Source organism: Pseudomonas sp. GOM6 (assembly GCF_029537485.1).
Lineage (GTDB): Bacteria > Pseudomonadota > Gammaproteobacteria > Pseudomonadales > Pseudomonadaceae > Aquipseudomonas.
The window spans coordinates 484,914-503,276 of the sequence record NZ_JARPUS010000001.1 but is presented as its reverse complement, the minus strand read 5'-3'; the positions used below and the strand labels follow the sequence as shown (position 1 = coordinate 503,276).

The window sequence follows — 18,363 nt, the reverse complement described above, 5'->3', positions numbered from 1 at the left end:
GCTTAAGCGCAAGGTAGTGGGAAAAATTAGAAATCACATACTAGGGTACGCACCTCGCGGCTTCAGGCCTTGAGGTGCTTGTCGAGGGTCTGCTCAATCTCGCGCTTGATGGTGCCACCCAGCGCCGAGAGCAGCAGCCCCAGCTTGAGCTCCACCCGCACGCTGTCGGCGGCAACCGCAATCTGCCCATCGGCGCCACTGCGCTTGAACTCCAGCGTGTCGCCGCTCCAGCGGTACTTCACGTCGTACTCGCTGGCCAGGCGTTGAGCCAGCGCTTCGGCCTTGTCGCGAGCGACGGCAAGACCAAGGGAATGGGAACGCTCGACGGTGATGCGACTCATGCTGACTCCAGCTGCGACCTGATGTCACGCGACTATAACAGCTCCGCCCAGTGCCAAGACAAAGACAGGCCGCGGGTTTAGAATGGCCGCCACTTCGATTCAGGTGCCCGCGACATGAACGACCCTCGGCAAAACCCAGAGCAGGAAAAGACCACCCACTTTGGCTTCCAGGATGTGCCGGAAAGCCAGAAGGCGGACAAGGTTGCCGAAGTTTTCCACTCGGTGGCGGCCAAGTACGACCTGATGAACGACGTGCTCTCCGGCGGCCTGCATCGCCTGTGGAAGCGTTTCACCATCGAGCTGTCCGGTGTGCGCCCAGGCAATCGCGTGCTGGACATCGCCGGCGGCACCGGCGATCTCACCCGCAAGTTCTCCAGCCTGGTCGGCCCGACCGGCGAAGTCGTCCTCGCCGACATCAACGACTCCATGCTCAAGGTCGGTCGCGATCGTCTGCTGGACAAGGGCGTAGCCGGCAACGTGCAGTTCGTCCAGGCCGACGCCGAGGCGCTGCCGTTCCCGGATAACCACTTCGACGTGGTCACCATCGCTTTCGGCCTGCGTAACGTGACGCGCAAGGAGAACGCCCTGCGCTCCATGCTGCGCGTACTCAAGCCCGGCGGCCGCCTGCTGGTCCTGGAGTTTTCCAAACCGGGCAACCCATTGCTGGCCAAGGCCTACGACACCTATTCGTTCAGCTTCATGCCGCTGGCCGGCAAGCTGATCACCAACGACTCCGATAGCTACCGCTACCTGGCTGAATCGATCCGCATGCACCCGGATCAGGAAACCCTCAAGGCGATGATGGTCGAGGCCGGTTTCGAGCGCGTGACCTACCACAACATGACCGGCGGCATCGTCGCCCTGCATCGCGGCATCAAGCCCTGATGCTGACCCAGGCGCTGCTGGCCGGCGTCGAACTCGGCCTCAATCGCGTGCTGGCCATGGACAGCACCGCGCGGCCGCGTTTGGCCCGGCTGGAAGGCAAGCTGATCGAAGTCGACTGCCAGAGCCCCGCGCTCAAACTGTTCATCCTGCCCAGCGCAGAAGGCCTGCAACTGGCCAGCCACTGGGAAGGTGCCGACTGCGTGTTGCGTGCCCCGGCCAGCAGCCTGCTGAAACTGGCGCTGGCCAAGGACAAGACCGCCATCCTGCATCGTCCGGAAGTGCAGCTGGAAGGCGATAGCGCCGTGCTGCTGGAACTGGCAGGCATCCTTCAGGATCTGGAGTTGGACTGGGAATATGAACTGTCGCGCTGGCTCGGCCCGGTTGGCAGTCAGCTGCTCGCCGGCCACCTGCGCAGTCGGGTGAACTGGGCCAGTGACAGTGTCGACAGCCTGCGCCAGACCCTGGCCGATTACCTGGCTGAAGAATCGCGCAGCCTGGTCGGCGAGCGCGAGGCTCAGGCCCGCTTCGCCGAACTGGATGACCTCAAGCTCGCCCTCGACCGCCTCGATGCCCGCATCGAGCGCCTCGCCCAAGACATGAACAAGAAAGCATGAAGCTGCTCGCCACTCGCCGCCTGTTGCGCATTCTGCGTGTGGTCGTCCGCTACCGCCTGGACGATCTGCTGCTGACTCTACCCCTGCCGGCCTGGATGCGCGTCCTGCGCTTCGCCCTGCCCTGGCGCTGGCTGCCGCGCAAGCCACAGCAACTGAACCGCGGCGCCGCCCTGCGCCTGGCCCTGGAAGACCTGGGGCCAATCTTCATCAAGTTCGGCCAGTTGCTGTCCACCCGCCGCGACCTGCTGCCGCCGGACATCGCCGATGAACTGGCGCGCCTGCAGGATCAGGTTCCACCCTTCGATCCGCAGCATGCGGTAGCACGCATCGAGGAGCAGCTCGGCGCCAAGGTCGGCGAGGTGTTCGCCCGCTTCGACGTGGCGCCACTGGCCTCCGCCTCCATCGCTCAGGTCCACGCCGCGCAACTGAAGAGCGGTGAAGAAGTGGTGGTCAAGGTCATCCGCCCGGGCCTCAAGCCAATCATCCGCTCGGATATCGCCTGGCTGTTTCTTGCCGCGCGCATGGCCGAGAAGGCCTCGGCGGACGCCCGCCGCCTGCGCCCGGTGGAAGTGGTCAGCGACTACGAGAAAACCATCTACGACGAGCTCGATCTGCTGCGCGAGGCGGCCAATGCCAGCCAGCTGCGGCGCAACTTCCAGGACTCGCCCCTGCTCTATGTGCCGCAGGTGCACTGGGACTGGTGCCGGCACAAGGTGCTGGTGATGGAGCGCATTTACGGCGTGCCGGTGACCGACCTCGACACCCTGGCCGATCAGCGCACCAACATGAAGTTGCTGGCCGAGCGCGGCGTGGAGATTTTCTTCACCCAGGTGTTCCGCGACAGCTTCTTCCACGCCGACATGCACCCGGGCAACATCTTCGTCGCCACGCGCACGCCATGGAGCCCGCAGTACATCGCCATCGACTGCGGCATCGTCGGCAGCCTCACGCCCGAAGACCAGGACTACCTGGCACGCAACCTGATCGCCTTCTTCAAGCGTGACTATCGCCGCGTCGCCCAACTGCACATCGACTCCGGCTGGGTGCCGGCGGAAACCAAGGTCAACGAGTTCGAAGCGGCGATCCGCACCGTATGCGAGCCGATCTTCGAGAAGCCGCTGAAGGACATCTCCTTCGGCCAGTTGCTGCTGCGCCTGTTCCAGACCGCGCGCCGCTTCAACATGGAAGTGCAGCCGCAACTGGTACTGCTGCAGAAGACCCTGCTCAATATCGAAGGCCTGGGCCGCCAGCTGTACCCGGACCTGGACCTGTGGAGCACCGCCCAGCCCTTCCTCGAACGCTGGATGCGTGAGCGGGTCAGCCCGCTGCACCTGCTGCGCAACCTGCAGCAGCAGGCCGAACAGGTGCCGCACCTGTCGCAGATGGCCCGCGACACCCTGGAAAGGCTCAATCAACCACGCGCCAGCGAACCGCAGCATGAAGCATCCACCAGCAACTGGCCATGGCGCCTGCTCGGCGCGGGGCTGATCGCGGCCGGCGTCAGCCAGGGTCTGCTGCTGGCCCCGGCAGCCTGGAGCGCCTGGCTCAGCCTGGGCGCCGGCCTGCTGCTGATCCTGCGCCGATAGCCAGTGCCGGCCGCGGCTGGCACACTAGACCGTTAATACCACCGACTTAGCGCCACGCAATGACTAACTGGCTCGACGACATCAACTGGAACGAAGACGGCCTGGTACCGGCCATCGCCCAGGATCACCAGACAGGCCGCGTGCTGATGATGGCCTGGATGAACCGTGAAGCCCTGGCCCTGACAGCCAGCGAGGGCCGTGCCATCTACTGGTCACGTTCGCGCGGCAAGCTGTGGCGCAAGGGCGAGGAGTCCGGCCATGTGCAAAAACTGCACGAACTGCGCCTGGACTGCGATGCCGACGTGATCATCCTGCAGGTCGAGCAGCTGGGCGGCATCGCCTGCCACACCGGCCGCGAAAGCTGCTTCTACCGGGTCTACGAGAACGGCGCATGGCAGACGGTCGACCCCGTACTCAAAGACCCGCACGCCATCTACCAAGGGCACAAACATGAGTGACACCCTCACCCGCCTGGCCGAGGTGCTGGAAGCGCGCAAAGGCGCGGCAGCGGACAGCTCCTATGTGGCCAGCCTGTACCACAAGGGGCTGAACAAGATCCTGGAAAAGGTCGGCGAAGAGTCGGTGGAAACCATCCTCGCCGCCAAGGACGCCGCCACAAGCGGCGACTGCAGCGACCTGATCTACGAAACCGCGGACCTGTGGTTCCACAGCCTGGTCATGCTCGCCGCCCTCGGCCAGCATCCGCAGGCCGTGCTGGACGAACTGGATCGTCGTTTCGGCCTCTCCGGGCATGCGGAAAAAGCCGCACGCCCACAATCCTGATCACACCTCAGCGGAGATTTCCCCATGGGTATCGGCGGCATCAGCATCTGGCAACTCCTGATCATCCTGCTCATCATCGTCATGCTGTTCGGCACCAAGCGCCTCAAGGGCCTGGGCTCCGATCTGGGCGACGCGATCAAGGGCTTTCGCAAGTCGATGAACCAGGGCGAGGAAGAGTCCAAGCCGGCGGTGGAAGAGCCCAAGGGCCAGACCTACCAGGCCGAAGTGCGCAAGGTCGAAGAGCCGGTGAAGAAAGACTGACACCATGTTCGACGTCGGTTTTTCCGAACTGCTGCTGGTCGGCCTGATCGCCCTGCTGGTGCTCGGCCCCGAGCGCCTGCCGGTGGCCGCGCGCATGGCCGGGCTCTGGATCGGTCGACTCAAGCGCAGCTTCAACAACATCAAGAGCGAAGTGGAACGCGAGATCGGCGCCGATGAAATTCGCCGCCAGCTGCACAATGAACGCATCCTCGAACTGGAGCGCGAAATGAAGCAGAGCATCCAGCCGGAAACCAAGCCTAGCGCCGACGCAATGCCGCCCTCCCAGGACAAGACCAGCCAGCCATGAGCGCGACTTCCTCCGACGACCAGGAAATGCCCCTGGTTGCGCACCTCACCGAGTTGCGCAATCGCATCCTGCGCTGCGTGATCGCCGTGCTGATCATCTTCGCCGGGCTGTTCTACTTCGCCCAGGACATCTACGCCCTGGTCGCCGCACCACTGCGCGCCTACCTGCCGGAAGGCGCGACCATGATCGCCACCGGCGTGGCCTCGCCTTTCCTGACGCCATTTAAGCTGACCCTGGTGGTAGCACTGTTCCTCAGCATGCCGGTAATCCTGCAACAGATCTGGGGCTTCATCGCGCCAGGCCTGTACCAGCACGAGAAACGCATCGCCATCCCGCTGCTGATTTCCAGCATCTTCCTGTTCTACGGCGGCATGGCTTTCGCCTACTTCGTGGTGTTCCCCATCATGTTCGGTTTCTTCGCCAGCGTGACCCCCGAGGGCGTGGCGATGATGACCGACATCGGCCAGTACCTGGACTTCGTCCTCACCCTGTTCTTCGCCTTCGGCGTGGCCTTCGAGATTCCGGTGGCCACCTTCCTGCTGATCTGGGTCGGTATCGTCGACGTCGCCACCCTGCGCAAGAGCCGCCCCTACGTAGTGGTCGGCTGCTTCGTGGTGGGCATGGTGCTGACTCCGCCGGACGTGTTCTCGCAGACCCTGCTGGCCGTGCCCATGTGGCTGTTGTTCGAATCCGGGCTGCTGTTCGGCAGCCTGGTGCGCAAGCGCAGCGAACATGAAGTCGAACCGGACGATAAGCCGCCCGCGCCTTTGCCATGAACCTGCTGCTACTGGAAGACGCCGACTTCGTCGCGGCGGATCGCGCCGTGCTCAGCGGGCGGCGCCTCAAGCACCTGCATGAGGTGCACGGTGCCGAGAACGGCGACACCCTGCGCGTTGGTCGCCTCGGCGGCCTGATGGGGCGCGGCACCCTGCTGACGCTGGATGCGCAACACGCCGAACTGCAGGTCGAACTGGACCAGCCGCCACCGACCAAACTGCCGCTGACCCTGCTGCTGGCCCTGCCACGACCGAAGATGCTCAAGCGCACCCTGCAGACCATCGCCGCCATGGGCGTGCCGCGCCTGGTGCTACTGAACAGCTATCGGGTGGAAAAAAGCTTCTGGCAAACCCCCTTCCTCAGTGAAGACGCCATCCGCGAGCAGCTAATCCTGGGTCTGGAGCAGGCCCGCGACACGGTGCTGCCCGAAGTCCTGATCGAGAAGCGCTTCAAGCCCTTCGTCGAAGATCATCTGCCAGCCATGGTCGCCGACACGCTCGGCCTGGTCGGCCACCCCGGCGACTTCCCCGCCTGCCCGCGCAATGTCGAGCAACCGGTGACCCTGGCCATCGGCCCGGAAGGCGGCTGGATCCCCTATGAGGTCGAGAAGTTGCAGGAGTCCGGTCTGCAGCCAGTGCAACTCGGCGAGCGCATCCTGCGGGTGGAAACCGCGGTCCCCGCACTGCTGGCGCGCTTGTTCTGAAACACGGCCCGGCATAGCCTGACGACTCGCCAGCCGCTGCGGAGTTTGTCATGCGCCCCCTGACCATCGATCTCGACCACCTGGCCAGTGCCCTGACCAATCAGCAGGGCGACTTTCGCCTCGACCTGCTCAGCGGCCGTCTGCTGGATATCCCTCCGGCCGGCGAAGACCCGGAGATCGAACGCCTGCTGGCGGAGGAGCCCGAGCGTCTGCTGGCGCTGGAGCCGTTGAGCAGCATCGAGCACCTTGCGTTGATGGAGGACTTCCTCTGCGAAGTGGTTGACCCCGACGCCTATGCTGCGCTGACCGCGGCCATGGCCGAGCGTCGCCAGCAGCGCGCCTTTCTCAATGCCCTGCACCAGTTCCCCAGGGTGCGTGCAGCCTGGCAGCTGTATGAGCATGAGCGTCTGCGCGACCTGGCGCTGGACTGGCTGGCGGATAATCAGCTGGAGCAGAAGTAGCCCGGATGCAACCCGGGAAGTGCCGTGCCGGATTGCATCCGGGCTACGGACTCAGACTTCCAGCAGGAAGGTCACCGGCCCATCGTTGACCAGATGCACCTGCATATCGGCGCCAAAACGCCCAGTGGCAACCTGCGGGTGCTGCTCGCGGGCCAGTTTCACCAGATGCTCGAACAGCTCGGCGCCCTGGGCCGGCGGCGCCGCCGTGGAGAAACTTGGGCGCAGGCCACTGCGGGTGTCGGCGGCCAGGGTGAACTGCGAGACCAGCAGCAAACCGCCGTTCACGTCGCTGAGCGACAGGTTCATCTTGCCCTCGGCATCGCTGAATACCCGATAGGCCAGCATGCGTTTAAGGCCCTTGGCGATGCTCGCCGGCGTATCCTGCGGCTCGATACCGACCAGCGCCAGCAAGCCCTGGTCGATGGCCCCAACAACTTCGCCAGCCACCTCTACGCGCGCGCTGCGCACCCGCTGGATCAGCAGCTTCATGCGTCTTCCGGCGGCAGTTCGAGCAGGCGTCGGGCCATCTGATCGGCGGCGCGGACCAAGGCATCGGTGATACCCGGCTCGGCCGCGGCGTGACCGGCATCGCGAATGATCTGCAGCTCGCTATTAGGCCAGGCCCGGTGCAGTGCCCAGGCGTTGTCCAGCGGGCAGATCACGTCATAACGACCGTGCACGATGACGCCCGGCAGGTGGGCGATCTTCGCCATGTCCCGCAGCAGCTGATCCTCTTCGAGGAAGGCGTTGTTGACGAAGTAATGGCACTCGATACGGGCGATCGACAGCGCCCGGTGCGGCTCGCTGAAACGGTCGACCACCTGGGGATTGGGACGCAGGGTGGCGGTGCGCCCCTCCCAGGTCGACCATGCCTTGGCGGCGTGCATCTGGGCAATTTGATCAGGCCCGGTGAGGCGCTTGTAGAAGGCCTGCACCAGGTCGCCACGCTCTTCGGCGGGAATCGGTGCGAGGTAGTCTTCCCAGTAGTCAGGGAACAGACGACTGGCACCTTCCTGGTAGAACCAGCTGATCTCCTGTGGCCGGCAGAGGAAAATGCCCCGCAGGATCAGGCCAAGCACGCGCTCCGGGTGGGCCTGGGCATAGGCCAGACTCAGGGTCGAGCCCCAGGAGCCGCCGAAAAGCACCCACTTGTCGATACCCAGATGCTCGCGAATGCGCTCCATGTCGGCGATCAGCGCCTGGGTCGTGTTGTTCTCCAAACTGGCATGCGGCGTGGAGCGGCCACAACCCCGCTGGTCGAAGGTGACGATGCGATACAGGTTGGGGTCGAAGTAGCGACGGCTCGCCGCATCACAGCCGGCGCCGGGACCACCATGCACGAAGACCACCGGCAGGCCATCCGCAGAGCCGCTTTCATCCACATACAGGACATGCGGCTCCTGCACCGCCAGTTCGTGGCGGGCATAGGGTTTGATCTCCGGATACAAAGTCAGCATGGCGCACTCCCGAGTCTGTGCGTAAGTTCCTTTTGAGCGGCCGGGGCTCCGACCGTGCCCGGCATCATAACCATGAATGGAAGCTTGAGCATGCTCCGAATCGCCCTGAACGCCCTGCTCTGTGTTGCTCTGTTGGGTGGCTGCAGCAAAAGTGACCCGCAAGCCGAACTGGAGGCCGCCGTACAACGCCTGCAGGACAATCTCGAAGCCAAGCGCATCAGCGACGTGATGGGTCAACTACACCCGCAGTTCAGCGCCAACGGCCAGTTCGACCGCGACTGGGCCAAACGCACCATGACCCTGATGTACCTGCGCCACAAACAGGTACGAATCTTGGCCATCAGCAAGAGCAGTGAGGTCGACCCGACCTACAGCAGCAAGGGTCACACCCGTGCCGAAGTCGCGCTGACCGGGGCCGAAGGACTGATACCGGACAGCGCACGGCACTACAGCATTACCCTGGAGTGGTGGCGTGAGGATGGCGAGTGGCAACTCGCCCGCCTCGACTGGGAGTGAGACTACTGGCCGATCGCTCGGTCAGGCTGACGCCAGATCAGGGCACTGGTGTCGTAGCCACGGGCTTCGGCCTCCTGCAGCAGACGCAGACGCCGCGTCTCGCTGACATCCGGCGTACGCGCCAGCAGCCACAGGTATTCGCGATTCGGGTTGCCGACCAGCGCCATACGGTAGTCATCGTCCAGGTACAGCACCCAGTAGTCGCCCTTGGCTACATCCGGAAAGAGATTGCTGAACCAGTTATCGAAGCGCACCCACAGCTTGTCCGTACGCCCGGCCACTTGAGCCTCGGCAACCCCGGAGGCCTCAATCCATTCGCCCTCCGCAGTGCGGCAGCGATTGAGCACGCCAACCCGGCCATCTTCGCGCAACTGGTAGTGCGCCTCGGACTGGGCGCACTTGCGCTGGAAGAACATCGGCAGGCGGGCCAATTCGTACCAAGTGCCCTGGTAGCGCTGCAGATCGACGCTACCCGCCGTCTTCGGCGGCGCCGCATCCGGCGTACTGGTACAACCGGCAAGCAACGCCAGCAACGCCACTGAGAGCCCTCGCCAGAACATCACTTCAGCCCCTGGCCGGAGAACATCATCACCTTGTCACCGGCGTACTGAACGCTAATGACGGTCTTGTCGTCACCCCAGGTACAGCTGGTGAGCCCCACTGCGCCGGAGCATTCGGCGGGGCTGCCGAGCAGCTTCTCGACTTCAGCCTTGGTCATCCCGGCCTTGAGCTTGGAGTAGTTTTCCTGATTGATCTTGCTGCAGGCAGCAAGCAGGACACAGGCAGTGAGCACAACAGATTTGCGCAGCATAAGACGACTCCGTAGGTACGTGGAAAACCCTGAGAGCTTGGCACAGAGCGCAGATGAATGCGCCCCGCAGCGTTCAGAAGCGTGAGCCCGGTTGCTGCAGAAAGGCCTGCTCCTGGGCATTGGAGCTTCTGCCGAGCATTTCGTTGCGATGCGGAAAGCGACCGAAGCGCTGGATCACCTGGCGGTGACGCTCAGCGTAGTCCAGATAACCGGCGAACAGCTGCCGCTCGCCCTCGGCACACCCTTGCAGCAACTGTTCGAAACGCTCTACGGCAAGGTCCTGAGCAGCCAGTTCCTCGGCGTGCTCCAGCACCAGATAGACAAACACCTGGCGAATGGCTGGCAGCTGTCGTTCCAGTCCCCGTTCGAGGCCTTGGGCGACCAGCGCCTGCGCGCGTGCATCGCCGGCAAAGGCCCGCGCCGTACCGCGATGGATCATGCGCGGCAACTGGTCCAGCAACAGGATCAGCGCCAGCCAGCCGTCGGCTTCCGCGCACCAGTCCTGCAGCCCACCGGCCAAGGCCTGCTCACATAGCTCGCCGAAGCGCTCGCGCGCCTCGCTATCCTGCTCTGCGCGGTAGCCGAACCACAAGCCACTGCGCTGGTCCGCCACTTCGCTAGCACTCCTGGCAGAGCCAAACCACCAGTCCAGCAGCGGTTGCCAGGCGCTCATCACTCAGCCCTGGTGATAGCCGGTGACACGCTCGACTTCTTCCTTCGAGCCGAGGAACACCGCCACGCGCTGGTGCAGGGATTCCGGCTGAATGTCGAGGATGCGTTGAGTGCCGTTGGTAGCAGCACCACCGGCCTGTTCGATCAGCATCGACATCGGGTTGGCCTCGTACATCAGGCGCAGCTTGCCCGGTTTCTCCGGCTCGCGGGCATCACGCGGGTACATGAACAGGCCACCACGGGTGAGAATGCGGTGCACATCGGCCACCATGGAGGCAATCCAGCGCATGTTGTAGTTCTTGCCCAGGGAACCTTCCTTGCCGGCCAGCAACTCTTCCACATAACGCTTGACCGGGGCTTCCCAGTGGCGCTGGTTGGACATGTTGATGGCGAACTCGGCGGTGCTTTCCGGTACACGAATATTGTCGTGAGTGAGCACGAAACTGCCCATCTCGCGATCCAGAGTGAAGCCCATGACGCCATCGCCCAGGGTCAGCATCAGCATGGTCTGCGGCCCGTAGATGGCGTAGCCGGCGGCGACCTGCTGGGTGCCCGGCTGCAGGAAGGCCTGCTCGTTGAGGCTGTCGTTCTGGCTCAGGTACTCATCCGGGCAGCGCAGCACGGAGAAGATGGTGCCGACCGAGACGTTGACGTCGATGTTGCTGGAACCGTCCAGCGGGTCGAACACCAGCAGATACGCGCCTTTTGGGTACTTGCCGGGAATCTGGTAGGCATTGTCCATTTCCTCGGACGCCATGCCGGCCAGGTGGCCGCCCCACTCGTTGGCCTCGAGCAGGATCTCGTTGGAAATCACATCGAGCTTCTTCTGCACTTCGCCCTGCACGTTCTCGGTGCCCATGCTGCCGAGCACGCCGCCGAGGGCGCCCTTGGAGACTGCATGGCTGATTTCCTTGCAGGCCCGCGCGACCACTTCGATGAGAAAGCGCAGGTCGGCCGGGGTGTTGTGACTGCGGGTCTGTTCGATCAGGTAGCGGCTGAGGGTTACGCGGGACATGGAGAGGCTCCGGGGAGGAAAGTAAAATCGCGCGCAGTTTAACCGGTTGGGCCTCTGCGCGCCTCCCTGGCCCGACACACGCTATGGATTGCTGCCAGAACCCGCCGGCTTGCGCAGCAGGCTGAAGGCCATTGCGCCAAGCAGAGCGACGCCGGCCAGCAACACGGACCACAGACCGATACGTTTCCAGTCTGCGGCCGACTGGGCCGCAGCAGCCGCCTCGCGCACCACGCTGGGCACCGCCTCTGGCGCGCTGGCGCGGCCTAGGCTGGCCAGGCGCTTGGGCTCGTAACCGGGAATCAGGGTGCCCAGCGGAAGCGCCGCGGAGCGTGCTGAGTTGTTACCCACCGCCAGGCTATACGGCTCGGAGCCGCGCGTAAGGAACACCACCTGAGTTGCGCGCACCGCCACCCGCAGGCTTGGCGCCTCGCTGCCCAGGCCACCGCCGCGGGCATCCACGCGCAGACGCAGTTGCTGCACCGGCGCGCCGTACAGTTCGATCTCGTCCTGCAGCACTTCCTTGCCATCCTGTGGCAGGCGATAGAGCAGGCCACTAGCCAGGGCGCGCCACTCCAGCTTGCCGGCGCCGCGCGAGGCAAGGCTGACCGGCGCCAGCACGTTGCCCGCCGGCAGGGCCACGCGCACACGCTGCAGCGGCAACGATAGCGGCAATTCCCAGTTGTACTCGCCAGCCCTGGTCGAAGTCGGTGCCAATGGCGCAGACCAGGCCAGCGGTGGCGCCAATGGCAGTTGCTCGATGCTGACCAGACGCGCGGCAAGCAGCGCCGGGGCCTGCTGCGGGGCCTGCCAGAGCAGGCGCAGGTAACGGGCCTTGGCACCGGGGAGCGCGACCTCGTTCTGCTCAATGTGCTCGTCGGCGAAGCTCAGGCGGGCGATCTGCCCGTCCTCCCAGCGCCGCCAGTGCTGCAGATCGTCACTGGCCTCGATGGTGAAACGCTGGAAACCTTCCGCATCGGCGCTCCAGTCCAGTTGCAGACGGTGCAAGGGTTGATCGAACGCGCTGGCGTCGAGTAGCCAGCCGCGCAGGATCTGCTCGCCCTGCCCATCCTGCTCCGGCGTCACCTCCACCAGCGTGCCGCTGGTGCTGCGCTGTACGCGGATGGCCGGCGCGCCCTGGCCGTCGGCCACATCCCGCAGCGGGAACCACTTCACCGCCGCCTCCTGGCGGCGCTCGGCGGGTTGGGCGCTGCCCAGGGTCATGGCGTAGGCCAGCTCCTCACCCTCGGCGTTGAGCACCCGCAGGTCGCGCAGGTCGGCGTGGCTGGCGGCCATCTGCAGGGCGAGCGGCACCTCCAGGCGATACCAGGGCCCCTCACCCTCCAGCGTCAGCGGCACCCGTGTCGAGTAGTCCGCCTGCGCCCAAGGCGCAGCCAGCAGAGCGAACAGGCAGAGAAAGGACTTCATGTTCACGGGCTCACCTCGGCAGATTCGGCTTTGCGGGGCGGCAAGGGTGCGAAGTAGCCGACCACCAGCAACAACACGCCGACACCGATAAAGGAAATGATCCGTTCCAGGCCACCACGGTTGCCCAGTTCGACGAAGAACAGCTTGGCCACCACCACGGCGATCAGCGCCGCGCCCAGCAGCCACAGCTCGCGGCGGCCGCGCAGGTGGCCGAGGATCATCAACGGCAGGGCGATCAGGGTCCAGACGATGGACAACCCGGCCTGCACCAGCATGGAGTCGAGCAGCGCATCCAGCTCGTAGGGCACCCCACCCCAGTGATGGGCCGCGCGGAATACCGCGGCGGTAAGCACGGCGAACAACGAGGCGCCGGCGATGATCTGCGCGATGCGCTCGCCGTGTGCCGCCAGCCCAAGCTGCGGCAGGCCACCGCGCAACCAGGCATAGATCGCCAGCAGCACCAGCAGCATGCCCAGCTCCAGCGGATTGAACAGCGGCAGGTACGGCAGCGGGTCGGCGCTGCCATCGCTGGCGATATTGGCCAGCCACAGCCAGCCAAGCATCAGCAGCGCCAATGGCGCAGCGGCCAGCACCCGGTACTCGCGCGGGTAGGCCGCCACCGGCCAGGGCCAGCGACGCGCCGACGCCATCGCCAGCAAGTACAGACCTGGCAGCAGCGCCCAACCCAGCCAGCGCCAGGCGTTGTAGTGCTCGGCCAGCAGCATCAACCCGTAACGCAGCTCCAGGGCCAGCACGCCGAGGATCAGCCAGCAGCCGAGCACATGGGCGGCGCTGCGCACACCGGCCGGCAACAGCGCGGCCAGGCGCTTGAGCGACCACAGATGCACGGCGAACAGCAGGCCCCAGCCCAGCCAGCCGAAAGCGGCCGCCGGGTGGTAATCACGCTCACCCAGGTGCAGCAGGATCACCATGCCCGCCGGCACCAGCAGCGTGCAGAGCAAGGCCAGGGAACGCCAACGCAGACGTCCGGCCAGCCAGCCCCACAGCGCCACGCTGAGCGCCGCCAGCGCCAGCAGCGCAGCACCATGCAGCGGGCCATCGACGAAACGCAGCACCTCGCTGGCCAGGGCCAGCACCCACCAGCCGGCGCCCCAGGCCAGCAACACCTGAGACAGGCGCTGCAGGCTCAGGCTGCCCAGCTCGCCGGCCTGCTGGCGCAGCACGACGTGGCGCAGGCGCCAGGCACCGACCTGGGCAGCCAGCGCCAGCACCAGTGGTGCCCAGAAGCCGGCATGAGCGAGCGGGCGCAGCCCCTCACTCGGCAAATGCCCAAGCAGCAGCGGGCTGGCGGCGAGGAAGGCGATACCGCCAACCACCTGCAGCACAAGGCCAAATAGAAAGCTGGCGCGCAGCTGCAGACGCAGACTGAGCCAGATGATCAGCAGGCCCGTACCAGCCCACACCGCCGCCGCGCTGCGCCAGGGCAGAACGAACAGTACCGCCAGGTTGACGAACAGCAGCCCCGCCAGCAGTACCAGCGACAGGCCACGCATCAGCCGGCGGTCTTCGCTGACCCGCTTGTCGCGTGCGGCAATCAGCATGTCGGCCACCAGCGCCAGACCGATCAGCGAGCAGACCAGCAGGCCGCGCCAACCGGAACCGAGCACGCCCCCCTCTTCCAGCCCGCTACCCCGCAACTGGGTGAGGAACACCGCGCCGCCCAGCAGCTGCACGGCAAAAGCGCTGAACAGGAAGCTGCGCGCCTGCAGACGCAAACCGGCGAACAGCGTGGCCAGGCCAGCCAGCGCCCAGGCGATGGCCGTACCCTCGGCGCCCAGGCATAGCGGCGCGATCAGATAGAGGAACAGCAGCCCCGCCACCGCCAGCACCGGCAGCGCGCGACGCTCCCAGGCGCGCGTCGCCTCGACCGGCGCCTGGCGCAAGCACCAGAAGCTGAACAACAGCGCCGCACCGAGCATCAGCGCACCAAGCGGGGCGCCCTCCAGCAGGTTGTCGTAGCCAACGTCGAGCTGACCGAGGAAAGCCAGCGCCGCGCCAGCCTGCAGCAACAGGGCGAACATCCTGGCCAGCGGCCGCCCCTGGCGCAGGGCCAGCCAGTAGATGCCGGCGCCCTCCACCGCCCAGGCCGCCGAGGTCCAACGCGCATCCAGGCCCAGCGGAATGGCCAGGGTGCCGAACACCACGCCCAGCGCCAGGCAGGTTTCCATCAACAACAGCACATTGCGCCCACGCAGCAGGCGGGCCAGCCCCAGGTAGAACAGGCCGAGAGCCAGGGCGCTGAAGGCGGCCGCCAGTTCGAGATGCTGGACGATGGCGTACTGCAGGCCGAAACCTACCAGCGGCGGGCCGAACAGTACGGTGCCATCGACATAGTCGGCACGGCCACGAGCCCAGCGCAGCAACTCGTCACGCTGCTCAGGGGCGCCCTCGGCCTCGCGCAGCTTGCGCCGGGCGAACAGCAGGCCGATGGCTACGTACATGAGAAAGAACAGCACCAGGAACGGCTCGGTGCTCCACAGCAGATCCGACGTGTAGGAGCGCAGCCCCCAGGCCAGGCCTATGCCGAAGGTGCCGACAAAACCGACCAGGTTGAGCAGACGCCAAGCCTTGAACCAGGCGATGGCGAGAATGCCGGCGTTGAGCAGGATGAAGTAGCTGAACAGCGCCACATGATTGCCGCTGCCGGTGGAGGTGAGGATCGGCGCGGCGAAGCCGCCGAGCGCGGCCGCCACCGCCAGGCCCAGGGCGTTCTGCGCCACCGCGAGGATGGCCGAGAACGCGGTGACCAGCACCAGCAGGCCAAGGGCCACTTTCGGGTCGAGCAGGGGGTGCAGGCGCATCGCGGCGAACACCGTCAGGTACAGCACGGCGATGCCTGTGCCCTGCAGCATCAGGCCATAGTTCTCGTTACGCGTGCGTAGCCACCAGCCCAGCCCCAGCAACGCAATGGCGCTGGCCGCCACCCCGGCGTAGCGCAACTCCACCGGCACCACCATGCCTTCGGTGGCGTAGCGCAGAAGGAAGGCTAGGCCGAGGAACAGCAGCACCACGCCGACGCGCAACACAGTGTTGCCGCCCAGCAGCCAGGCCTTGGCCAGGGCAACACCGCGCTCGACAAGCGAGGGTTCACGGGGAGGTGCCGGGCGCGGTGGCTCGCTCGCGCGCGGCTGGCTGACAGGTATTTCGCGGGCGACGGAGGGGATTGGTCGCAAGGGTTCGGCAGCGGGTTCCGCGCTCTGCGCGGGCAGTTCCGGTAGCTCCCAGATCAGTTCATCGGCCACATCTGCGACCGCTGTCGACACGGGCTCAGGCTCGGTTGCGGCCTCTTCCTCGACGGGCGCTGCAGAAGGTGCGCTCGGCTGGCCGCTTTCCAGCTTGACCAGGCGCTCGACCACCGCCGTGGTGCCACGCTCGAAGCGCTCGGCGAAGTCCTTCAGTTCCTTGCGCAGGCGCGTGTTGTCGGCCCCGAGTTGCTGCAAGCGCAGCGCCTGGCCAACGCCCAGGCCGATCAGGCCACCCAGCAGGGCCGAAGTCACCGATTCCCCGGCCAGCGCACCGAGCACCAGGCCGACCAGCATGAAGATCCATTGCATGCGTTGTTATCCCTGAGCCATTACGGCGAAGCCCGCGAACGGCGCGGGGCGCGACGAGTATATCGGCGCGCCCTGCACACCACACAGAGACGTAGGCCAACTGGCGCACAGACACAATCCTTCGCTTGCTCACGGCCGGGGTCGGGCCATTTGTGGGAGCGGTTGGGCGGCATTCCGCTTCAGCCGCGATGGCTGCCTATCTAGTACCTCGACCGCCCCAATCGCGGCTGAAGCCGCTCCCACAAAAGCCTTCGGCAGAAACGAAAAAGCCCCGCCGAAGCGGGGCTTTCACAGCAGGGTCAGGCTCAGAACTGAGCGGCATCCAGCAGGTATAGCGACTCGCTACCAGCCTTGACCGAAGCGGTCAGCGACTGGGTACGCGGCAGCAGGCGGGCGAAGAAGAAACGCGCGGTGCCCAGCTTGCTCACGTAGAACTCGTCGTCGCCCTGCTTGGCCAGCGCGGTGCGAGCCATCAGTGCCCACATGTAGGCGTAGGCGGTGTAGCCGAACACCTGCAGGTACTCGACCGACGCGGCGCCGATCTCGTTCGGGTTGCCCTTGGCCTGCTCGATGACCCAGGCGGTCAGCTCGTCGAGGTTGGCGATGGCGGCTTGCAGCGGCTGAGTGAACTCGGCCAGCGAAGCATCGGCGCTGCCGATGAAGGCCTTCACTTCGTCACTGAAGTGCTTGTAGAAGCTGCCACCGCTACCGACGATCTTGCGGCCCATGAGGTCCAGCGACTGGATGCCGTTGGTGCCTTCGTAGATCTGGGTGATGCGGCAGTCGCGGATCAGCTGCTCCTGGCCCCACTCACGGACGAAGCCGTGGCCGCCGAAGATCTGCTGGCCATGCACGGTGGTTTCTAGGCCCATGTCGGTGAGGAAGGCCTTGGCTACCGGGGTCAGCAGGGCAACCAGCTCTTCCGCACGCTTGCGGGTGTCCTTGTCTTCACTGTACTTGGCGGTGTCCAGCTGCATGGCGACGTAGCTGGAGAAGGCGCGACCGCCCTCGTTCAGCGCCTTCATGGTCAGCAGCATGCGGCGCACGTCCGGATGCACGATGATCGGGTCGGCAGCCTTGTCCTTGTTCACCGGGCCGGTCGGCGCGCGGCTCTGGATACGGTCGCGGGCGTACTCGATGGCGCTCTGGTAGGAGCGCTCGCCCAGGGCCAGACCCTGGATGCCGACGCCCAGACGCTCGTAGTTCATCATGGTGAACATGGCGTTGAGGCCCTTGTTAGGCTCGTCGACGATCCAGCCGGTGGCGCCGTCGAAGTTCATCACGCAGGTGGCGGAAGCCTTGATGCCCATCTTGTGCTCGATCGAGCCGCAGGACAGCGAGTTCTTCTCGCCCAGCGAGCCGTCGGCATTGACCATGACCTTCGGTACCAGGAACAGCGAGATGCCTTTCGGGCCGGCCGGGGCGTCCGGCAGCTTGGCCAGCACCAGGTGAACGATGTTCTCGGTCAGGTCGTGCTCGCCACCGGTGATGAAGATCTTGGTGCCGGTAATCTTGTAGCTGCCGTCGGCCTGCGGTTCGGCCTTGGTGCGGATGATGCCCAGGTCGGTGCCGGCATGCGGCTCGGTCAGGCACATAGAGCCGGCCCAGACGCCGGAATACATGTTCGGCAGGTACTGCGCCTTCAGCTCTTCGCTGGCGTGGTTGAGGATCGACAGGCAGGCGCCGGCAGTCAGCATCGGGTACAGGCCGAAGGACAGGTTGGCCGAGTTGACCATCTCCTCGACCTGGGCGCCGATCACTTTCGGCATGCCCATGCCGCCGAACTCCGGTGCGCCACCCACGCCGACCCAGCCACCTTCGGCATAGGTCTGGTAGGCCTCGGGGAAACCGGCCGGGGTTTTCACCACGCCGTCGGTCCAGGAGCAGCCTTCTTCGTCGCCGCTGCGGTTCAGCGGGGCGATCACGCCACCGGTCACCTTGCCGGCTTCCTCGAGAATCGCGGCGGCGGTGTCTTCATCCACCACTTCGGCCAGGCCGGGCAGCTCGGCCCACAGCTTGGAAACCTCGAATACTTCATTGAGCACGAAGCGCATATCGCGCAGGGGAGCTTTGTAATCGGCCATCTGACTATCCTCAAGCGAAGCTACGACGCGGCCGAAATGCGGCCGAATGATGCAGAGAATCGAGTCTAACCGAACACCTTTTCAGACACA

General features: G+C 65.4%; 21 protein-coding genes. 11 read left to right on the top strand and 10 right to left on the bottom strand.

All coding sequences use genetic code 11. The features are described from left to right. Positions 1-62: 62 nt before the first annotated feature. Positions 63-341, bottom strand: a complete 279-nt coding sequence (locus P7A97_RS02380; protein WP_277688320.1) for a polyhydroxyalkanoic acid system family protein — start codon at positions 339-341, stop codon at positions 63-65. 114 nt (positions 342-455) lie between these two features. Here P7A97_RS02380 and ubiE point away from each other — a divergent pair, with 114 nt between their 5' ends. From ubiE to P7A97_RS02330, 10 genes are read left to right on the top strand one after another with little or no spacing between them, the layout of a single operon-like run. Next, complete coding sequence (gene ubiE, locus P7A97_RS02375; RefSeq protein WP_277688319.1) at positions 456-1,226, top strand: bifunctional demethylmenaquinone methyltransferase/2-methoxy-6-polyprenyl-1,4-benzoquinol methylase UbiE; 771 nt, start codon at positions 456-458, stop codon at positions 1,224-1,226. Next, complete coding sequence (locus tag P7A97_RS02370; protein ID WP_277688318.1) at positions 1,226-1,840, top strand: SCP2 sterol-binding domain-containing protein; 615 nt, start codon at positions 1,226-1,228, stop codon at positions 1,838-1,840. Before ubiE ends, P7A97_RS02370 begins: the two co-directional genes overlap by 1 nt. After that, positions 1,837-3,426, top strand: coding sequence for a ubiquinone biosynthesis regulatory protein kinase UbiB (gene ubiB / locus P7A97_RS02365; RefSeq protein WP_277688317.1), 1,590 nt, complete (start codon positions 1,837-1,839; stop codon positions 3,424-3,426). Before P7A97_RS02370 ends, ubiB begins: the two co-directional genes overlap by 4 nt. 59 nt (positions 3,427-3,485) lie before the next feature. Continuing rightward, entirely contained in the window at positions 3,486-3,884 is a 399-nt protein-coding gene (gene hisI / locus P7A97_RS02360) for a phosphoribosyl-AMP cyclohydrolase (RefSeq protein WP_277688316.1), read from the top strand. Continuing rightward, the gene (locus P7A97_RS02355) at positions 3,877-4,209 is read left to right on the top strand and encodes a phosphoribosyl-ATP diphosphatase (RefSeq protein ID WP_277688315.1); all 333 of its coding nucleotides are present in this window, start codon (positions 3,877-3,879) and stop codon (positions 4,207-4,209) included. The genes hisI and P7A97_RS02355 overlap by 8 nt, the downstream gene beginning before the upstream one ends. A gap of 24 nt (positions 4,210-4,233) precedes the next feature. Next, positions 4,234-4,470 (top strand): twin-arginine translocase TatA/TatE family subunit, encoded by a 237-nt coding sequence (gene tatA, locus P7A97_RS02350; RefSeq protein ID WP_277688314.1) that lies wholly within the window; start codon positions 4,234-4,236, stop codon positions 4,468-4,470. Positions 4,471-4,474: 4 nt separating this feature from the next. Then, on the top strand, positions 4,475-4,777 hold the full coding sequence (gene tatB, locus P7A97_RS02345; RefSeq protein WP_277688313.1) for a Sec-independent protein translocase protein TatB: 303 nt from the start codon (positions 4,475-4,477) through the stop codon (positions 4,775-4,777). After that, on the top strand, positions 4,774-5,553 hold the full coding sequence (gene tatC, locus P7A97_RS02340) for a twin-arginine translocase subunit TatC (RefSeq protein WP_277688312.1): 780 nt from the start codon (positions 4,774-4,776) through the stop codon (positions 5,551-5,553). The genes tatB and tatC overlap by 4 nt, the downstream gene beginning before the upstream one ends. Then, positions 5,550-6,257 (top strand): 16S rRNA (uracil(1498)-N(3))-methyltransferase, encoded by a 708-nt coding sequence (locus P7A97_RS02335; protein ID WP_277688311.1) that lies wholly within the window; start codon positions 5,550-5,552, stop codon positions 6,255-6,257. Before tatC ends, P7A97_RS02335 begins: the two co-directional genes overlap by 4 nt. Before the next feature lie 50 nt (positions 6,258-6,307). Continuing rightward, positions 6,308-6,718 (top strand): UPF0158 family protein, encoded by a 411-nt coding sequence (locus P7A97_RS02330; RefSeq protein ID WP_277688310.1) that lies wholly within the window; start codon positions 6,308-6,310, stop codon positions 6,716-6,718. Between the two features lie 51 nt (positions 6,719-6,769). Here P7A97_RS02330 and dtd read toward each other — a convergent pair whose 3' ends face one another. Together dtd and pip are read right to left on the bottom strand one after the other, a co-directional pair. Next, positions 6,770-7,207, bottom strand: a complete 438-nt coding sequence (gene dtd, locus P7A97_RS02325; RefSeq protein WP_277688309.1) for a D-aminoacyl-tRNA deacylase — start codon at positions 7,205-7,207, stop codon at positions 6,770-6,772. Then, positions 7,204-8,175, bottom strand: coding sequence for a prolyl aminopeptidase (pip, locus tag P7A97_RS02320; protein ID WP_277688308.1), 972 nt, complete (start codon positions 8,173-8,175; stop codon positions 7,204-7,206). Before pip ends, dtd begins: the two co-directional genes overlap by 4 nt. A gap of 90 nt (positions 8,176-8,265) precedes the next feature. On the opposite strand from pip, the gene P7A97_RS02315 reads away from it, so the two are divergent. Then, entirely contained in the window at positions 8,266-8,691 is a 426-nt protein-coding gene (locus P7A97_RS02315; protein WP_277688307.1) for a hypothetical protein, read from the top strand. A 2-nt stretch (positions 8,692-8,693) separates the two neighbouring features. On the opposite strand, the gene P7A97_RS02310 is transcribed toward P7A97_RS02315, so the two are convergent. From P7A97_RS02310 to P7A97_RS02280, 7 genes are all read right to left on the bottom strand, one after another. Then, on the bottom strand, positions 8,694-9,251 hold the full coding sequence (locus tag P7A97_RS02310) for a lipocalin family protein (RefSeq protein ID WP_277688306.1): 558 nt from the start codon (positions 9,249-9,251) through the stop codon (positions 8,694-8,696). Continuing rightward, a complete protein-coding gene (gene bamE / locus P7A97_RS02305) occupies positions 9,251-9,502 on the bottom strand; it encodes an outer membrane protein assembly factor BamE (RefSeq protein ID WP_277688305.1) in 252 nt (83 codons plus the stop codon). The genes P7A97_RS02310 and bamE overlap by 1 nt, the downstream gene beginning before the upstream one ends. A 73-nt stretch (positions 9,503-9,575) precedes the next feature. Further along, a complete protein-coding gene (locus tag P7A97_RS02300; protein WP_277688304.1) occupies positions 9,576-10,175 on the bottom strand; it encodes a DUF924 family protein in 600 nt (199 codons plus the stop codon). Positions 10,176-10,178: 3 nt separating this feature from the next. Continuing rightward, positions 10,179-11,189 carry a class 1 fructose-bisphosphatase gene (locus P7A97_RS02295; protein WP_277688303.1) on the bottom strand — a complete coding sequence of 337 codons (1,011 nt, stop codon included), beginning with the start codon at positions 11,187-11,189 and terminating at the stop codon, positions 10,179-10,181. An 81-nt stretch (positions 11,190-11,270) separates the two neighbouring features. Further along, the gene (locus P7A97_RS02290) at positions 11,271-12,614 is read right to left on the bottom strand and encodes a DUF3999 domain-containing protein (protein WP_277688378.1); all 1,344 of its coding nucleotides are present in this window, start codon (positions 12,612-12,614) and stop codon (positions 11,271-11,273) included. Positions 12,615-12,616: 2 nt separating this feature from the next. Next, complete coding sequence (locus P7A97_RS02285; RefSeq protein WP_277688302.1) at positions 12,617-16,189, bottom strand: DUF2339 domain-containing protein; 3,573 nt, start codon at positions 16,187-16,189, stop codon at positions 12,617-12,619. Positions 16,190-16,494: 305 nt separating this feature from the next. Beyond that, complete coding sequence (locus P7A97_RS02280; RefSeq protein WP_277688301.1) at positions 16,495-18,273, bottom strand: acyl-CoA dehydrogenase C-terminal domain-containing protein; 1,779 nt, start codon at positions 18,271-18,273, stop codon at positions 16,495-16,497. Positions 18,274-18,363 lie beyond the last annotated feature (90 nt).

What these genes read in the sequence shown, in the direction of transcription:
- P7A97_RS02380 (WP_277688320.1), bottom strand. Translation starts at nt 341, where the DNA reads ATGAGTCGCATCACCGTCGAGCGTTCCCATTCCCTTGGTCTTGCCGTC.
- P7A97_RS02290 (WP_277688378.1), bottom strand. Translation starts at nt 12,614, where the DNA reads ATGAAGTCCTTTCTCTGCCTGTTCGCTCTGCTGGCTGCGCCTTGGGCG.
- ubiB (WP_277688317.1), top strand. Translation starts at nt 1,837, where the DNA reads ATGAAGCTGCTCGCCACTCGCCGCCTGTTGCGCATTCTGCGTGTGGTC.
- P7A97_RS02280 (WP_277688301.1), bottom strand. Translation starts at nt 18,273, where the DNA reads ATGGCCGATTACAAAGCTCCCCTGCGCGATATGCGCTTCGTGCTCAAT.
- P7A97_RS02330 (WP_277688310.1), top strand. Translation starts at nt 6,308, where the DNA reads ATGCGCCCCCTGACCATCGATCTCGACCACCTGGCCAGTGCCCTGACC.
- P7A97_RS02295 (WP_277688303.1), bottom strand. Translation starts at nt 11,189, where the DNA reads ATGTCCCGCGTAACCCTCAGCCGCTACCTGATCGAACAGACCCGCAGT.
- dtd (WP_277688309.1), bottom strand. Translation starts at nt 7,207, where the DNA reads ATGAAGCTGCTGATCCAGCGGGTGCGCAGCGCGCGCGTAGAGGTGGCT.
- P7A97_RS02355 (WP_277688315.1), top strand. Translation starts at nt 3,877, where the DNA reads ATGAGTGACACCCTCACCCGCCTGGCCGAGGTGCTGGAAGCGCGCAAA.
- P7A97_RS02335 (WP_277688311.1), top strand. Translation starts at nt 5,550, where the DNA reads ATGAACCTGCTGCTACTGGAAGACGCCGACTTCGTCGCGGCGGATCGC.
- tatB (WP_277688313.1), top strand. Translation starts at nt 4,475, where the DNA reads ATGTTCGACGTCGGTTTTTCCGAACTGCTGCTGGTCGGCCTGATCGCC.
- P7A97_RS02310 (WP_277688306.1), bottom strand. Translation starts at nt 9,251, where the DNA reads ATGTTCTGGCGAGGGCTCTCAGTGGCGTTGCTGGCGTTGCTTGCCGGT.
- tatC (WP_277688312.1), top strand. Translation starts at nt 4,774, where the DNA reads ATGAGCGCGACTTCCTCCGACGACCAGGAAATGCCCCTGGTTGCGCAC.
- P7A97_RS02300 (WP_277688304.1), bottom strand. Translation starts at nt 10,175, where the DNA reads ATGAGCGCCTGGCAACCGCTGCTGGACTGGTGGTTTGGCTCTGCCAGG.
- P7A97_RS02285 (WP_277688302.1), bottom strand. Translation starts at nt 16,189, where the DNA reads ATGCAATGGATCTTCATGCTGGTCGGCCTGGTGCTCGGTGCGCTGGCC.
- P7A97_RS02370 (WP_277688318.1), top strand. Translation starts at nt 1,226, where the DNA reads ATGCTGACCCAGGCGCTGCTGGCCGGCGTCGAACTCGGCCTCAATCGC.
- ubiE (WP_277688319.1), top strand. Translation starts at nt 456, where the DNA reads ATGAACGACCCTCGGCAAAACCCAGAGCAGGAAAAGACCACCCACTTT.
- P7A97_RS02315 (WP_277688307.1), top strand. Translation starts at nt 8,266, where the DNA reads ATGCTCCGAATCGCCCTGAACGCCCTGCTCTGTGTTGCTCTGTTGGGT.
- bamE (WP_277688305.1), bottom strand. Translation starts at nt 9,502, where the DNA reads ATGCTGCGCAAATCTGTTGTGCTCACTGCCTGTGTCCTGCTTGCTGCC.
- tatA (WP_277688314.1), top strand. Translation starts at nt 4,234, where the DNA reads ATGGGTATCGGCGGCATCAGCATCTGGCAACTCCTGATCATCCTGCTC.
- pip (WP_277688308.1), bottom strand. Translation starts at nt 8,175, where the DNA reads ATGCTGACTTTGTATCCGGAGATCAAACCCTATGCCCGCCACGAACTG.
- hisI (WP_277688316.1), top strand. Translation starts at nt 3,486, where the DNA reads ATGACTAACTGGCTCGACGACATCAACTGGAACGAAGACGGCCTGGTA.